The sequence below is a fragment of the Streptomyces sp. NPDC051315 genome (assembly GCF_044455165.1).
Classification (GTDB): domain Bacteria; phylum Actinomycetota; class Actinomycetes; order Streptomycetales; family Streptomycetaceae; genus Streptomyces.
On record NZ_JBITEN010000012.1, the window covers coordinates 67,611 to 82,490 of the forward strand.

The 14,880-nt window shown below is 69.9% G+C and carries 12 protein-coding genes and 1 riboswitch; of the genes, 5 read left to right on the top strand and 7 right to left on the bottom strand.

What is annotated here, in order from left to right; all coding sequences use genetic code 11:
• Window positions 1–78: 78 nt before the first annotated feature.
• The 5 genes from ACIBBD_RS23050 to ACIBBD_RS23070 form a co-directional block, all read right to left on the bottom strand.
• Window positions 79–1,089: a ribonucleotide-diphosphate reductase subunit beta gene (locus tag ACIBBD_RS23050; protein WP_399421364.1), complete on the bottom strand. Its 1,011-nt coding sequence runs from the start codon at window positions 1,087–1,089 to the stop codon at window positions 79–81.
• The gene (locus tag ACIBBD_RS23055) at window positions 1,089–3,437 is read right to left on the bottom strand and encodes a ribonucleoside-diphosphate reductase subunit alpha (RefSeq protein WP_399421365.1); all 2,349 of its coding nucleotides are present in this window, start codon (window positions 3,435–3,437) and stop codon (window positions 1,089–1,091) included. Before ACIBBD_RS23055 ends, ACIBBD_RS23050 begins: the two co-directional genes overlap by 1 nt.
• Window positions 3,438–3,582: 145 nt before the next feature.
• Window positions 3,583–3,660, bottom strand: a riboswitch (cobalamin riboswitch).
• A 327-nt stretch (window positions 3,661–3,987) separates the two neighbouring features.
• Window positions 3,988–5,616 (bottom strand): monocarboxylate uptake permease MctP, encoded by a 1,629-nt coding sequence (gene mctP, locus ACIBBD_RS23060; protein ID WP_399421366.1) that lies wholly within the window; start codon window positions 5,614–5,616, stop codon window positions 3,988–3,990.
• The gene (locus tag ACIBBD_RS23065) at window positions 5,613–5,879 is read right to left on the bottom strand and encodes a DUF3311 domain-containing protein (RefSeq protein ID WP_399421367.1); all 267 of its coding nucleotides are present in this window, start codon (window positions 5,877–5,879) and stop codon (window positions 5,613–5,615) included. Before ACIBBD_RS23065 ends, mctP begins: the two co-directional genes overlap by 4 nt.
• 298 nt (window positions 5,880–6,177) lie before the next feature.
• On the bottom strand, window positions 6,178–6,942 hold the full coding sequence (locus ACIBBD_RS23070; RefSeq protein ID WP_399421368.1) for a GntR family transcriptional regulator: 765 nt from the start codon (window positions 6,940–6,942) through the stop codon (window positions 6,178–6,180).
• 432 nt (window positions 6,943–7,374) lie between these two features.
• Between ACIBBD_RS23070 and ACIBBD_RS23075 the strand changes: the two genes are divergently transcribed.
• From ACIBBD_RS23075 to ACIBBD_RS23090, 4 genes are all read left to right on the top strand, one after another.
• A complete protein-coding gene (locus ACIBBD_RS23075) occupies window positions 7,375–8,658 on the top strand; it encodes an extracellular solute-binding protein (RefSeq protein ID WP_399421369.1) in 1,284 nt (427 codons plus the stop codon).
• Window positions 8,659–8,800: 142 nt separating this feature from the next.
• The gene (locus ACIBBD_RS23080; protein ID WP_399421370.1) at window positions 8,801–9,787 is read left to right on the top strand and encodes a carbohydrate ABC transporter permease; all 987 of its coding nucleotides are present in this window, start codon (window positions 8,801–8,803) and stop codon (window positions 9,785–9,787) included.
• Window positions 9,784–10,626 (top strand): carbohydrate ABC transporter permease, encoded by an 843-nt coding sequence (locus ACIBBD_RS23085; RefSeq protein WP_399421371.1) that lies wholly within the window; start codon window positions 9,784–9,786, stop codon window positions 10,624–10,626. Before ACIBBD_RS23080 ends, ACIBBD_RS23085 begins: the two co-directional genes overlap by 4 nt.
• An 8-nt stretch (window positions 10,627–10,634) precedes the next feature.
• A complete protein-coding gene (locus ACIBBD_RS23090) occupies window positions 10,635–12,125 on the top strand; it encodes a glycoside hydrolase family 3 protein (protein ID WP_399421372.1) in 1,491 nt (496 codons plus the stop codon).
• A 102-nt stretch (window positions 12,126–12,227) separates the two neighbouring features.
• On the opposite strand, the gene nagB is transcribed toward ACIBBD_RS23090, so the two are convergent.
• Window positions 12,228–13,013, bottom strand: coding sequence for a glucosamine-6-phosphate deaminase (nagB, locus tag ACIBBD_RS23095; RefSeq protein WP_399421373.1), 786 nt, complete (start codon window positions 13,011–13,013; stop codon window positions 12,228–12,230).
• Between the two features lie 228 nt (window positions 13,014–13,241).
• A complete protein-coding gene (locus ACIBBD_RS23100; protein WP_399421374.1) occupies window positions 13,242–13,994 on the bottom strand; it encodes an SDR family oxidoreductase in 753 nt (250 codons plus the stop codon).
• Window positions 13,995–14,090: 96 nt separating this feature from the next.
• On the opposite strand from ACIBBD_RS23100, the gene ACIBBD_RS23105 reads away from it, so the two are divergent.
• Window positions 14,091–14,738, top strand: coding sequence for a TetR/AcrR family transcriptional regulator (locus ACIBBD_RS23105; RefSeq protein WP_399421375.1), 648 nt, complete (start codon window positions 14,091–14,093; stop codon window positions 14,736–14,738).
• Window positions 14,739–14,880 lie beyond the last annotated feature (142 nt).

Below are 14,880 nucleotides of genomic sequence, written 5' to 3' on the forward strand. Positions count from 1 at the left end.
CCTCCTCCTCGCCGGTCCGGCGCTCGTGTGGCTGGCCCACGAGCGCCGGATCGACCGTCAGCTGCGACAGACGAGGACTCAGAAGTCCTCGTCCAGGTCGACCGTGCCCTCCACGGCGACCTGGTACGCCGACGGCCGGCGCTCGAAGAAGTTGGTCAGTTCCTGAACGCCCTGGAGCTCCATGAAGGAGAAGGGGTTCTCGGAGCCGTACACCGGGGCGAAGCCGAGGCGCGTGAGGCGCTGGTCGGCGACACACTCCAGGTACTGCCGCATCGAGTCGGTGTTCATGCCCGGGAGGCCGTCACCGCACAGGTCGCGCGCGAACTGCAGCTCGGCCTCGACGGCCTCCCGCAGCATGTCGGTGACCTGCTGCTGGAGCTGGTCGTCGAAGAGGTCCGGCTCCTCCTTGCGGACGGTGTCGACCACGTCGAACGCGAAGCTCATGTGCATGGTCTCGTCCCGGAACACCCAGTTGGTGCCGGTGGCGAGACCGTGCAGCAGACCCCGGCTGCGGAACCAGTAGACGTACGCGAAGGCGCCGTAGAAGAACAGACCCTCGATGCACGCGGCGAAGCAGATGAGGTTGAGCAGGAAGCGGCGGCGGTCGGCCTTCGTCTCCAGGCGGTCCAGCTTCTCCACCTCGTTGATCCACGTGAAGCAGAACTCGGCCTTCTCGCGGATGGAGGGGATGTTCTCCACGGCGTCGAAGGCCGCCGCGCGGTCCTCCGGGTCGGGGAGGTAGGTGTCCAGCAGGGTCAGATAGAACTGGACGTGGACGGCCTCCTCGAAGAGCTGGCGCGACAGGTACAGGCGCGCCTCCGGGGAGTTGATGTGCTTGTACAGCGTCAGCACCAGGTTGTTCGCGACGATCGAGTCGCCCGTCGCGAAGAAGGCGACCAGGCGGCCGATCAGGTGCTGCTCGGCGGGCGTCAGCTTCGCGAGGTCGGCGACGTCGGAGTGGAGGTCGACCTCCTCCACGGTCCAGGTGTTCTTGATGGCGTCCCGGTAGCGCTCGTAGAAGTCGGGGTAGCGCATCGGGCGGAGCGTCAGCTCGAAGCCGGGGTCAAGAAGGTTCTGGGTGCTGGACATCACTGGCAGGCCTCGCAGGACTCGGGGTTCTCAAGGGAGCAGGCCACCGCTTCGGGGTCGGCGGTCGCCTGCACGGGGACAGTGGCCCGGGCGGCGCGGGCGATGCGGGTCGCCGGGCGCGAGCGCAGGTAGTACGTCGTCTTCAGACCCTGCTTCCAGGCGTACGCGTACATCGAGGAGAGCTTGCCGATGGTCGGCGTCTCCAGGAACAGGTTCAGCGACTGCGCCTGGTCCAGGTACGGGGTGCGGGCGGCGGCCATGTCGATCAGGCCGCGCTGCGGGATCTCCCAGGCGGTGCGGTACAGGGCCCGGACGTCCTCGGGGATCCACGCGAAGTCCTGCACCGAGCCGTTCGCGTCGCGCAGCGCCTCGCGGGTGCGCGCGTCCCACACGCCCAGTTCCTTCAGGTCCCGCACCAGGTAGGAGTTGACCTGGAGGAACTCGCCGGACAGCGTCTCGCGCTTGAACAGGTTGGACACCTGCGGCTCGATGCACTCGTACACGCCGGCGATCGACGCGATGGTGGCGGTCGGCGCGATGGCGAGGAGCAGGGAGTTGCGCAGGCCGACGGCCGCGACGCGCTCGCGCAGCGCCGCCCAGCGCTCCGGCCAGGTGAACTCGACGCCGTAGTGGTCGGGGTGCAGGACACCGCGCGCGGTACGGGTCTTCTCCCAGGCCGGCAACGGACCACTGCGCTCGGCGAGGTCGGTGGACGCCTCGTACGCGGCGAGCATGATCCGCTCGGCGATACGGGTGGAGAGCGCCTTGGCCTCCGGCGAGTCGAAGGGCAGCCGCAGCTGGAAGAAGACGTCCTGCAGGCCCATCGCGCCGAGGCCCACCGGACGCCAGCGGGCGTTGGAGCGGCCCGCCTGCTCGGTCGGGTAGAAGTTGATGTCGACGACACGGTCCAGGAAGGTCACGGCGGTGCGGACGGTCTCGTCCAGCCGGTCCCAGTCGATGTCCCCGTCGGCCACGAACGCGCCCAGGTTGACCGAGCCGAGGTTGCAGACCGCCGTCTCGCCGTCGCTGGTGACCTCCAGGATCTCCGTGCAGAGGTTGGAGGAGTGGATGACGTGACCCGGCTCGGCCGTCTGGTTGGCCGTGCGGTTGGCGGCGTCCTTGAAGGTCATCCAGCCGTTGCCGGTCTGCGCGAGGGTGCGCATCATCCGGCCGTACAGGTCACGGGCCGGGATCGTCTTCTTCGCGAGCCCGTCCGCCTCCGCCCTGCGGTACGCGGCGTCGAACTCCTCACCCCACAGGTCCACCAGCTCGGGCACGTCGGAGGGGGAGAACAGCGACCACCGCTCGTCGGCGTTCACCCGGCGCATGAACTCGTCCGGGACCCAGTGCGCGAGGTTCAGGTTGTGCGTACGGCGGGCGTCCTCACCGGTGTTGTCGCGCAGCTCCAGGAACTCCTCGATGTCGGAGTGCCAGGTCTCCAGGTAGACCGCGGCCGCGCCCTTGCGCCGGCCGCCCTGGTTCACGGCGGCGACCGAGGCGTCGAGGGTCTTCAGGAACGGGACGATGCCGTTGGAGTGCCCGTTGGTGCCGCGGATGAGGGCGCCGCGGGAACGGATGCGCGAGTAGGAGAGCCCGATGCCGCCGGCGTGCTTCGACAGCCGGGCCACCTGGTGGTAGCGGTCGTAGATCGAGTCCAGCTCGTCCAGTGGGGAGTCGAGGAGGTAGCACGACGACATCTGGGGGTGCCGGGTGCCGGAGTTGAAGAGCGTGGGGGAGGAGGGGAGGTAGTCGAGCCGGCTCATGAGCCCGTAGAGCGCGGCGACTTCGTCGACGGACCGGGCGGTGTCGTCCTCGGCGAGACCGGCGGCGACGCGCAGCAGGAAGTGCTGGGGCGTCTCGACGACCTTACGGGTGATCGGGTGGCGCAGGAGGTAGCGGCTGTGGAGGGTGCGCAGACCGAAGTAGCCGAAGCGGTCGTCGGCGTGCGGGTCGATCAGGGCGTCGAGGCGGGCGGAGTGGACCCGGACGAACTCGGCGGTGCGGTCGGCGATGAGGCCCTCGCGGTGGCCGACGGCGACGGACTCCGTGAAGGAGGTGACGCCCTGGGAGGCGGCCTCGGCGCGGATGCCGATCGTCAGCAGCCGGGCGGCCAGCCGGGAGTAGGCGGGGTCCTCGGAGATGAGTCCGGCGGCCGCCTCCGTGGCCAGCTCGCGCAGCTCCGTCTCGTCCGCCCGCGCGGACCGGCCCCGCAGGGCGGCGGCGGCGACCCGGCCGGGGTCGGCGTCGGGGAGGTCGGCGGTCAGTTCGGTCAGGGTCCGCAACAGCGCGGCGCCGGGACCGTCGGTCTCCGGGGCCGCTGAAGCCGGGTCGGCTGGCGCGATGGTCACGTGGGGGGCTCTCCCTCGCTCGGCAGGGGCCTGGCGGAGGGCAGGGGGCAGCACACGAGCGCGCACGGCGTCGCGTCCACCGGCCCACTCCGCGAGGCCCGGACGTCAGGCACCCGGAACGGACGGACCGGGCGCACTGTCGGCAGGTCCTCGGACTGAACATGCGTGCGCAAACACGCAAGTACACCGTTGCGGGACAGTTCCGGATTCGCACCGGATTCCCCTGCGGCGACAGCGAGCATGAGCATACATCTTGTGCCGGGCTGTCGCGCCACCCCCAGATGTTGTGTCGCGTCGACTTCATCGCGGCAACGCGTAGGTGAGCGGAGTGGTGCCGTCCGGGTGCCGGAGGGGGTGCTGGTCCCGCTCAGGTGTACGGACGAGACCGAGGTGTCGGGGGTCCCGGCGAGCGCGGAGCGCACGACAGCGGGCCGCCGTTGATCCTGCTCCTCGGCGGCCCGCTGCGGGGTGTGTGATGGTCGGCGCGGTTCCCCGTGCCTTCGGGGAGGGCGCGGTTCCCCGCGCCCTCAGGGACGTGCTGTCCCGTGCGTCAGTGGCTCGTGCCCGCCGTGGCCGGCGGCAGTTCCACCTGGACGCCCGGGTCGCCGGCGTCCGCCGTGTAGTCCTCCGGGCTCGTCTCGTCGATGCCCTCGGGGGCCTTCACCGCCTTCAGGACGAAGGTCAGGACGACCGTCACGACCAGGTTCAGCACGAACGCCGTCAGGCCGATGTAGCCGATCTCGCCGATGCCGGGGATCTCCTTCGCCGAGCCGCCGAAGTGCTTCTGGGTGGGCGAGGCGACGCCGTACGCGGCGACCGTGCCGTAGACCATGCCGACCGCCCAGCCCGCGAGCAGCGCCCAGCGGTGGAACCAGCGGGTGAACAGGCCGCCGACCAGGGCCGGGAAGGTCTGCAGGATCCAGATGCCGCCGAGAAGCTGGAAGTTGATGGCGACCGTCTTGTCCATCGTGAGGACGAAGGCCAGGGCGCCCACCTTCACCAGGAGGGAGACCAGCTTGGAGACGCGGGTCTCCTCCTTGGGCGTCGCGTCCGGCTTGATGAAGTCCTTGTAGATGTTGCGGGTGAAGAGGTTCGCGGCCGCGATGGACATGATGGCCGCGGGGACCAGGGCTCCGATGCCGATCGCCGCGAAGGCCACGCCCGCGAACCAGTCCGGGAACATGTCCTCGAACAGCTGCGGGATCGCCAGCTGCCCGTTCGTGACCTTGACCCCGGCCGCGATCGCCATGAAGCCCAGCAGGGCCAGCAGGCCGAGCATGAGGGAGTACAGCGGCAGGATCGTGGTGTTGCGGCGGATCACCTCACGGCTCTTCGAGGAGAGCGTCGCGGTGATGGAGTGCGGGTACATGAAGAGCGCCAGCGCGGAGCCCAACGCCAGCGTGGCGTACGTCCACTGGCCAGCCTCGGCCGGCACCAGGGCGCCGCGCGGCTTGTCCGTCGCCGGGTTGACCTGCGCGTAGGCGTCTCCCGCCTTGGCGAAGACGTCGTCGAACCCGCCCAGCTTGATCGGGATGTAGATGATCGCCACCGCGATCACGATGTAGATCAGCGTGTCCTTCACGAACGCGATCAGCGCGGGAGCACGCAGGCCCGAGGAGTACGTGTAGGCGGCCAGCACGCCGAAGGCGATCAGCAGCGGCAGGTCCTTGATGAACCAGTTGGTGTCCTCGCCGCCGCCGACGCCCATCACGTCCAGCACCGCCTGGATGCCGACGAGCTGGAGCGCGATGTACGGCATGGTCGCCAGGATGCCGGTGAGGGCCACGGCCAGGGAGAGCCCCTTGGAACCGAAGCGGCCGCGCACGAAGTCCGAGGTCGTCACGTACCCGTGCTTGTGCGAGACCGACCACAGGCGCGGCAGGAACGTGAAGATCAGCGGGTACACCAGGATCGTGTACGGCACCGCGAAGAAGCCGGCCGCGCCGGCCGCGTAGATCGCCGCCGGGACCGCCACGAACGTGTAGGCCGTGTAGAGGTCACCGCCCAGCAGGAACCAGGTGATCCAGGTGCCGAACGACCGGCCGCCCAGGCCCCATTCGTCGAGGCTGTGCTCGTTCTCGGCCTTGCGCCAGCGCGCGGCCAGGAAGCCCATGACCGTGACGGCCAGGAAGAAGAAGATGAAGACGGCGAGTGCCACGCCGTTCACGCCGTCGTTCACCGCGACGCACCGCCCTTCGCGGAGGAACGGGCGCGCTGGTCACGCTGCCACAGCTTGTAGGCGACCATCGTGAGCGCGGTGGAGATCAGTACCCATGCCATCTGGTACCAGTAGAAGAAGGGGATGCCGATGAACGTCGGTTCCGCCTTCGCGTACGACCCCACCCACAGCATCGCCACGAAGGGCGCGAACAGGCAGAGGGCGATGACGACGCGCACGGGCGTCACCACCGCTCCTCCGGACACTTCAGGCGCTTCTGACATCGGCGGCTCCGTCCCCTAGCTGATCACGTGTCGACGCAGGCGAAATGTAGGTGACGGATAAAGCTCAGCGGAAGACCTCGTCCGGATATCGGTCCCCGGCCTCGGGAGACGAGGAGCGGAAGGCGGAGCGGGGGCGGGAACCGGAGACGGAGCCGGAGCGGGAGCGGGAACCGGAGGCGGGGCGGAGGCGCGAACCGGAGACGGGGCGAAAGTGGGGGGAGCCGGAGCGGGAGCCGGAGGGAAAGTGGGAGGCGGAGCGGGAGCCGGAGGCGCGCCGGCGTGTGCCACCCCGGGCCGCTCAGTCCTGCGGACGCTTCAGCCGGGCCACGAACTTGTACCGGTCCCCGCGGTACACCGACCGCACCCACTCCACCGGCTTGCCCTCCTTGTCCAGGGAGTGCCGGGACAGCATCAGCATCGGCAGGCCCACGTCGGTGCCGAGCAGCCCGGCCTCGCGCGGAGTGGCGAGCGAGGTCTCGATGGTCTCCTCGGCCTCGGCGAGGTGGACGTCGTAGACCTCGGCGAGCGCGGTGTAGAGGGAGGTGTACTTCACCAGGGACCTGCGCAGGGCCGGGAAGCGCTTGGCGGAGAGGTGGGTGGTCTCGATGGCCATGGGCTCGCCGTTGGCCATGCGCAGCCGCTCGATGCGCAGCACGCGCCCGCCGGTGGTGATGTCGAGCAGGCCGGCCAGGGTGTCGTCGGCGGTGATGTAGCCGATGTCCAGCAGCTGCGAGGTGGGTTCGAGGCCCTGGGCGCGCATGTCCTCGGTGTAGGAGGTGAGCTGGAGCGCCTGGGAGACCTTCGGCTTGGCGACGAACGTGCCCTTGCCCTGGATGCGCTCCAGGCGGCCCTCGACGACCAGCTCCTGGAGGGCCTGGCGCACGGTCGTGCGCGAGGTGTCGAACTCGGCCGCCAGCGTCCGCTCGGGCGGCACCGGCGTACCGGGCGCCTGCGTCTCCGTCATGTCGAGCAGGTGCTTCTTCAGGCGGTAGTACTTGGGCACACGCGCGGTACGGACGGTCGCCCCACCCTCGTTCTCCGCACTGCTGACGTCGGTGCTCATGGCCTGCCTTCCCGGCTCCGGGTGCCAAGCGGCCGACATAGCCATCGGCCGCGGCTCACATCGTGGCACGGGTTCGTGGGCGGGGTGTCCCGTGCGGGTGACCTCGCGCGCTCCGTGATCTCCTCTGTATACCTTTGGCACCCTTCTTGGTCTAGTCCAGCACGCGGTCCGGCACGCCTTCGGAGGCGGTGGTACATCCCGCGCGCGAGGCCCCGACGACCGCTCAGAAATTGAAAAGTTGCTGCATATCGCGGTCGCGTAACGGACGACTCAACCCCCGTTGCACACCCTTGACAGCCCTATTGGTCTGAGCCAAGCTCCCCGTACTGGTCTACACCATTGGTCCAGGTCCTGGCCTCACGGACGGTACGCGTTGACGCTCGACCGCGGCGGGGAGGCAGGGGGGTTTGTGGCATCCCTGAGGAGGGTGGCGTGAAGCGCAAGCTGACAGCCGCGATCGGTATCGCGGGCATGATGGTCTCCATCGCGGCGTGCGGGGACAACGGCGACGGCGGGGGCTCGGACAAGGGCACCGAGGCCAAGGAACTGACCGTCTGGCTCACGGTCGACGCGCAGAACAACTGGCCCGACCTGGTGAAGGCGGCCGACGCCGCCGTGCAGAAGAAGCACCCCGGCCTGAAGATCACCCACGAGTACTACGGCTGGCCGGACAAGAACGCCAAGCTCGACGCGGTCCTCGCCACCGACAAGGCCCCCGACGTGGTCGAGATGGGCAACACCGAGATGCTCGGGTACATGGTCAAGGGCGCCTTCGCCCCCCTCGACGCCTCGAAGTTCGACAACTCCTCCGCCTGGCTGGACGGCCTCAAGGCCTCGGTGACCTACGAGGACAAGACCTACGGCGTCCCGTACTACGCCGGCGGCCGCGTCGGCAACTGGCGCAAGGACCTCTTCGCCTCCGCCGGCGTGAAGAGCGCCCCGAAGACCTACGCCGAGCTGACCGCCGCCCTGGACAAGGTCCAGAAGAAGGAGGGCGACAAGTTCAGCGCCTGGTACCAGCCCACCCGCGACTGGTACGCGGCCATGTCCTTCGTCTACGACGCCGGCGGCTCCATCGCGGTCGAGTCGGGCGGCGAGTGGAAGGGCAACCTCTCCTCGCCGGAGTCCCTCAAGGGCCTCAACGAGTTCAAGAACGTCGTCGACACGTACATGCACGGCGACAAGACCAAGGACGAGTCCGACCGCTACATCGTCTACGGCCAGGGCAAGTCCGGCATGATCTTCGGCGCCGCCTGGGAGGGCGCGACCGCCGAGGCCCCGGAGAACGACAAGACCGGCAAGCTCAAGGGCAACCTCGAGAACTTCGTGATGCCCGGCCCGTCCGGCAAGAACCTCCCCGTCTTCCTGGGCGGCTCCGACCTCGCCGTGCCGGTGAAGTCGGACGCGCAGGACCTCGCCGCCGAGTGGATCAACGCGTTCACCGGTCCCGCCGGTCAGAAGGGCCTCATGGCCAAGGGCAACCTGCCCAACAACAAGACCGACCTCGCGACCCTGAAGAACGACCCCAAGACGGTCGTCCCGGCCACCGCGGCCGAGTCCAACTGGTTCGTCCCGATGGCCCCCGGCTGGGGCCAGGTCGAGAAGGCCCAGGTCCTGCAGACCATGCTGCAGAACATCGGCACCGGCAAGAAGACCGTCGAGCAGGCCGCGAAGGAAGCGGACGCCGCGATCGACAAGGTCATCAACACCAAGTGACGTGAGGCGGGGCCCCGCTGCGGCGGAGCCCCGCTGTCCGTACGGCCTACGGGGCGCCTCCGTCCCCGACGGGGCTTCGCCTTCGTACGGCCCGCGGGCCGCCGCATTCGTACGAACCTGAGGGACCGCTGAGGAGCGCGCGATGAGTGCCGCAGACACGACCACCCCCGCCAAGGTGCCGCCGCCGCGGTCGGTACCGCCACCGCCCGCACTCCGGCCGCAACGCGGGAAGCGGACCTCCGGTACCGCGGGCACCCCCTGGCTGCTGCTCGCGCCCTGCCTGCTGGTCCTCCTGCTGGTGATGGGCTATCCGCTGGTCCGCCTGGTCACCCTCTCCTTCCAGAAGTTCGGCCAGTCCCAGCTGTGGGGCTTCCAGCCGGCCGAGTCGGCCGGGTTCGACAACTTCACCCAGGTGCTCGGCGACGGCGAGTTCTGGGCGGTCGTCCTGCGCACGATCGTCTTCGCGGCCGGCTGCGTGATCTTCACGATGGTCCTCGGCATGTTGATCGCGCTGCTGCTCCAGCGGGTCTCCGGCTGGGTGAAGACGCTGGTCAACATCGCCCTGGTGGCCAGCTGGGGCATGCCCGTCATCGTCGCCACCACCGTCTTCAAATGGCTGTTCGACGCCGACTACGGCATCCTCAACGCCGTCCTGAGCAAGTTGCCCGGCGTCGAGATGATCGGCCACAACTGGTTCGCGAGCGGGCCGCAGGGCCTCGCCGTGATCATGCTGCTGGTCGTCTGGGGAGCCGTGCCCTTCGTGGTCATCACGCTGGGCGCCGGCCTGACCCAGGTCCCCAAGGAGCTGGAGGAGGCCGCCCGCCTCGACGGCGCCGGCGCCTGGGGCGTCTTCCGGTACGTCACCCTGCCCATCCTCAAGCCGATCATCGTGATGCTCACGACCCTGTCGGTCATCTGGGACATGGGCGTCTTCCCGCAGGTCTTCGTGATGCGCAACGGCCACCCCGAGGCCGAGTTCCAGATCCTGACGACCTACTCCTACGACCGCGCCTTCGTCGTCAACGACTACGCGCAGGGCTCGGCGATCGCCCTGATCACCGTGGTGCTCCTGCTCGGCGTGGTCGCCGTGTACATGCGCCAGATGCTGAAGATCGGAGACGTCGAATGAGCACCCTGGCCCCCCAGGCGCGCCGGAGGTCCAGGCTGGGCTGGAACCTCCTCGGCCTCCTCGTCTTCGTCACCGCCGGCTTCCCCGTCTACTGGATGCTCAACACGGCCTTCAAGCCGGCGAAGGACGCCATCGACCCGGACCCGAGCCTGCTGCCCACCGGCCTCACCCTCTCCAACTTCGACCGGGCGCTCCACATCGCCGACTTCTGGGGCCCGGTCGGCCGCAGCCTGGTCGTCTCGCTCGCGGTCGTGGCGATCGGCATCGTCGTCGGCATGCTGGCCGCCCTCGCCATCTCCCGGTTCGCCTTCCGCGGCCGCAAGATCGTGATCGTCGGCATCCTGGCCGTCCAGATGGTCCCGCTGGTCGCGATGATCATCCCGGTCTTCCTGCTGCTGAACGACCTGGGCCAGTACGACCGGCTGACCGGCCTGATCATCACCTACCTGACCTTCATCCTCCCCTTCACGGTGTGGACGCTGCGCGGCTTCATCGTCAACATCCCGAAGGAGCTGGAGGAGGCCGCGATGGTCGACGGCTGCTCCCGCACCGGCGCCTTCCTGCGCGTCGTCTTCCCGCTCCTCGCCCCCGGCATGGTCGCCACCTCGGTCTACGCCTTCATCCAGGCCTGGAACGAGTACCTCTACGCCCTGATGCTGCTCAGCCAGAAGAACCAGACCGCGACCGTCTGGCTCGGCAACTTCACCACCAAGCACGGCACCGAGTACGCGCCCATGATGGCCGGCGCCACCATGATGGCCGTACCGATCGTCGTCCTCTTCCTCCTCGTCCAGCGCAAGATGGCCGCGGGTCTGACCGCGGGCGCCGTGAAGGGATAACGCCCCCGATGACGACACTCGCCAGCGCCACCGACACTCTGACGCGCGACGCCCTGACGGTCCTCCAGCCCGGCTTCACGGGCACCAGCGCCCCCGACTGGCTGCTGCGCCGCCTCGGCGAGGGCCTCGCCTCGGTCGGCCTGTTCGGCCGCAACATCGCCTCACCCGAGCAACTGGCCTCCCTCACCGCCCAGCTGCGCGCCGAACGGGACGACGTGCTCGTCGCCATCGACGAGGAGGGCGGGGACGTGACCCGCCTGGAGGTCAGGACGGGCTCCTCCTTCCCCGGCAACCACGCCCTGGGCGCGATCGACGACACCGAGCTGACCAGGGAGGTCGCCGCGGAACTGGGCCGACGCCTCGCCGCCTGCGGGGTGAACTTCAACTGGGCCCCCTCGGCGGACGTGAACTCCAACCCCGCCAACCCGATCATCGGCGTCCGTTCCTTCGGCGCCGACCCCCAGCTGGTCGCCCGGCACACCGCCGCCTACGTCACCGGCCTGCAGTCGGCGGGCGTCGCCGCCTGCACCAAGCACTTCCCCGGCCACGGCGACACGGCCGTCGACTCCCACCTCGCCCTGCCCCGCATCGACGCGGACCCCGCGGTGCTCGCCGAGCGCGAACTGGCCCCCTTCCGCGCCGCGATCGCCGCCAACACTCGCGCGGTGATGAGCGCCCACATCCTCGTCTCCGCCCTGGACCCCGACCGCCCGGCAACGTTGTCCCGTCGCGTCCTGACCGACCTCCTGCGCGGCGACCTCGGCTACGACGGCCTGATCGTCACCGACGGCATGGAGATGCAGGCCGTCGCCGCCACGTACGGCATCGAGCGGGGGAGCGTCCTGGCGATCGCGGCGGGCGCGGACGCGATCTGCGTCGGGGGCGGCCTCGCCGACGACGAGACGGTACGCCGTCTGCGCGACGCCCTCGTCACGGCCGTCCGCACGGGCGAACTGCCCGAGGAACGCCTGGCCGACGCGGCCGCACGGGTCCGGGCGCTCGCCCGCTGGTCGGCCTCGGCCGCGCCGTCCGCCGAGGGGCGCGCGGCACGCACCGACGTCGGCCTCCTCGCCGCCCGCCGCGCCGTCCGCGTCACCGGCGCGGACCGCTTCACACCGCTCACCGACCCCCCGTACGTCGCCGCCCTCACCCCGGTCGCCAGCATCGCCGTCGGCGACGAGACCCCGTGGGGCGTGGCTGCCGAACTCGCCCGGCTCCTGCCCGGCACCGAGACGGGCAGCTTCGCCGGCGAGGACGCCGGGCCGGCGGCGCTGGCGGCGGCCGGGAGCCGGCGCATCGTGGCCGTGGTCCGCGACGAGCACCGTCACCCCTGGATGGCGACGGCCCTCGACACCCTCCTCACCGCCCGCCCCGACACGCTCGTCGTCGAGATGGGCGTCCCCCAGGCCGCTCCGCGCGGCGCGCTCCACCTCGCCACCCACGGCGCGGCCCGCGTCTGCGGCCGGGCGGCGGCGGAGATCATCGCGGGCACACGGTAGGGCACGCGGTAGGGCACGCGGCGGTCCGTACGACGCCGAAGGCGCCGGGTTCCAGCGAGGAACCCGGCGCCTTCGGCTACCGCAACCGATCCCGCCGAGTCCTCAGATCCCCTGCCAGCGCGGCTTGTTGGCGTACGTGTGGCGGAAGTAGTCCGCGAGCTTGAGCTTGGACGCGGCGGCCTCGTCGACGACGACCGTCGCGTGCGGGTGCAGCTGGAGTGCGGAGGCGGGGCACACGGCCGCGACCGGGCCCTCCACGGTCGCCGCGACCGCGTCCGCCTTGCCCTCGCCGGTGGCGAGCAGCACCAGGTGCCGCGCCTCCAGGATGGTGCCGATGCCCTGCGTGATGACGTGGTGCGGGACCTGCTCGATGTCACCGTCGAAGAAGCGCGCGTTGTCGAGCCGGGTCTGCTCGGTCAGTGTCTTGATCCGGGTCCGGGAGGCCAGCGAGGAACACGGCTCGTTGAACCCGATGTGCCCGTCGGTGCCGATCCCGAGCAGCTGCAGATCGACCCCGCCGGCCTCGGCCAGCGCCCGGTCGTAGGCTTCGCACGCCGCCTGCACGTCCTCGGCGGTGCCGTCCGGGCCGAGGAACGCGTCCATCCCGATGCCGAGCGGCTCCAGCACCTCCCGCCGCAGCACCGAACGGTAGGACTCCGGATGTTCGGCGGGCAGCCCCACGTATTCGTCGAGCTGGGCGATCCGCACTCGTGAGGTGTCCACGGCACCGGAGCGCACCTGGGCCGTCAGCGCCTGGTAGACGGGCAGCGGGGTGGAGCCGGTGGCCACGCCGAGCAGGGCGTCGGGCTTGCGCCGCAGGAGCCGCGCCATCGCCTCGGCGATGAGCTCGCCGCCCGACCTGGCGTCCGCAACGATGACAACTTCCACGCTGGGCCTGCCGTTCTGGAGAGATCTGAAGGGGCTGGAAGGCTATGTGGTTTAGACCAATCTAGCAGAGGCGGGTGAGGGCGGCACGGCCCCGCGACGGCGGCCGGCCGGCTCCTCCGGTGTCCTCTCCACCCTCCTCCGGGCTCCCCTGATCGGCCAGGTGATCGGCCCTGTGTCCCGACCGCGCGGGAGGCCGCGTGCCGGATCGCGTGCCCGGTCAGGGGATCCTCAGGTCAGCGAGCCCCCCGTCGCGTCCACCCAGCTGCCCGTGACCCACCGTCCCCCGTCGCCGGCCAGGAACGCCACCACGTCCGCGACCTCGGCCGTCTCTCCCACCCGCCCCAGCGCGGATATCGCGGCCGCCCGGGCCCACGCGCCTTCGTCCGCGTGGAGCAGCTCATGGGTGTTGTCGGTGGCGATGATGCCGGGCGCCACCGAGTTCACCGTGATGCCCCGGCGGCCCAGCACCTTGGACAGGTCCCGCGAGAAGACGTCCAACGCGCCCTTCGTCATCGCGTACGCCATGTTGTCCGGCATGATCGCGGTCCGGGACAGTCCCGACGAGATGTTGATGACCCGGCCGCCTTCGCGCAGCCGTGTCATGCCGTGCCTGACGATGAAGAACGGCGCCTTCACGTTCACCGCGAAGACCCGGTCGTACTCCCGCTCGTCGATCTCCGCGATCGGCCGGGTGTTGCCGATCCCGGCGTTGTTCACCAGGATGTCCAGCCCGTCCGCGTGCCGGTCGAACTCCTCCCACAGTGCCTCCGCGTCTCCCGGCAGCCCCAGTTCCACGCCGATGGCGAACGCCGAGCCGCCGGCTGCCTCGATCGCGGCGACCGTCTCCTTCGCCGCCGTCTCGTTCCTGCCGTAGTGCACCGCGACCCGGGCTCCGTCGCGTCCCAGCCGCTCGGCGATTCCCCGCCCGATCCCCCTGCTCGCCCCCGTGACGAGTGCCGTCCTGCCGGTGAACACGCCCATGCCGGCGCCCCTTTCGCATATTCCTAGCGGTCGCTACAGAAAGACCGTACAACAGTCGTCGGTTTTTTCTCTAGCAGCCGCTATAGAATTCACTCCATGGTGCACAGCGAGGAGACGAAAGAGCAGGTCGGAAGAGAGTCCAAGCCCCGAGGCCGTCCGCGCTCCTTCGACCGGGCGACCGCGCTGGAGCGGGCGCTCATGGCGTTCTGGGAGCACGGCTACGAGGCGACCTCCGTATCGGACCTCACCCGCGCCATGGGCATCGGCGCCCCCAGTCTGTACGCGGCCTTCGGTGACAAACGGGCGCTGTTCGAGGAGGTGGTCCGCGAGTACGGCGTGCGGTACGGCTCCTTCGGTGACCGCGCCCTCGCGGAGGAGCCCACGGCCCGCGCCGCGGTCGAGCGGATGCTGCGCGAGGCCGCCGTCGAGTACACGGAGCCGGACCGCCCTCGCGGCTGCCTCGTGATCCACGCGGCCACCAACTGCACCAGCCCCGAGGTGGAGGAGTCGCTGCGGGCGAGGCGCAACGCCAACATCGCCGCCTTCGAGCGGCGGATGAGGGCTGACGTCGCCGCTGGGATACTGCCGGCGGACACCGACGTCGCCGCGCTCGCACGGCACACGGGAGCGATCATCCAGGGCATGTCCCAACAGGCGCGCGACGGCGCGAGCCGGGAGGAACTGGAGGCGCTCGTGGAAATTGCCCTGTCCATCTGGCCCCGCACAGGAACCCACACAGGCTAGGCTGCGTTGTGAATACCAGGACGTCCGACCAGTCTGCCGCCGCCGGGTGACCGGCTCGCGAACTGACAACAACGAACAACCTCCGACGCATGGACACGGCGAAGTGGTCTAGTCCACAATCAGAAAAGCCGAGCCGTGCGAC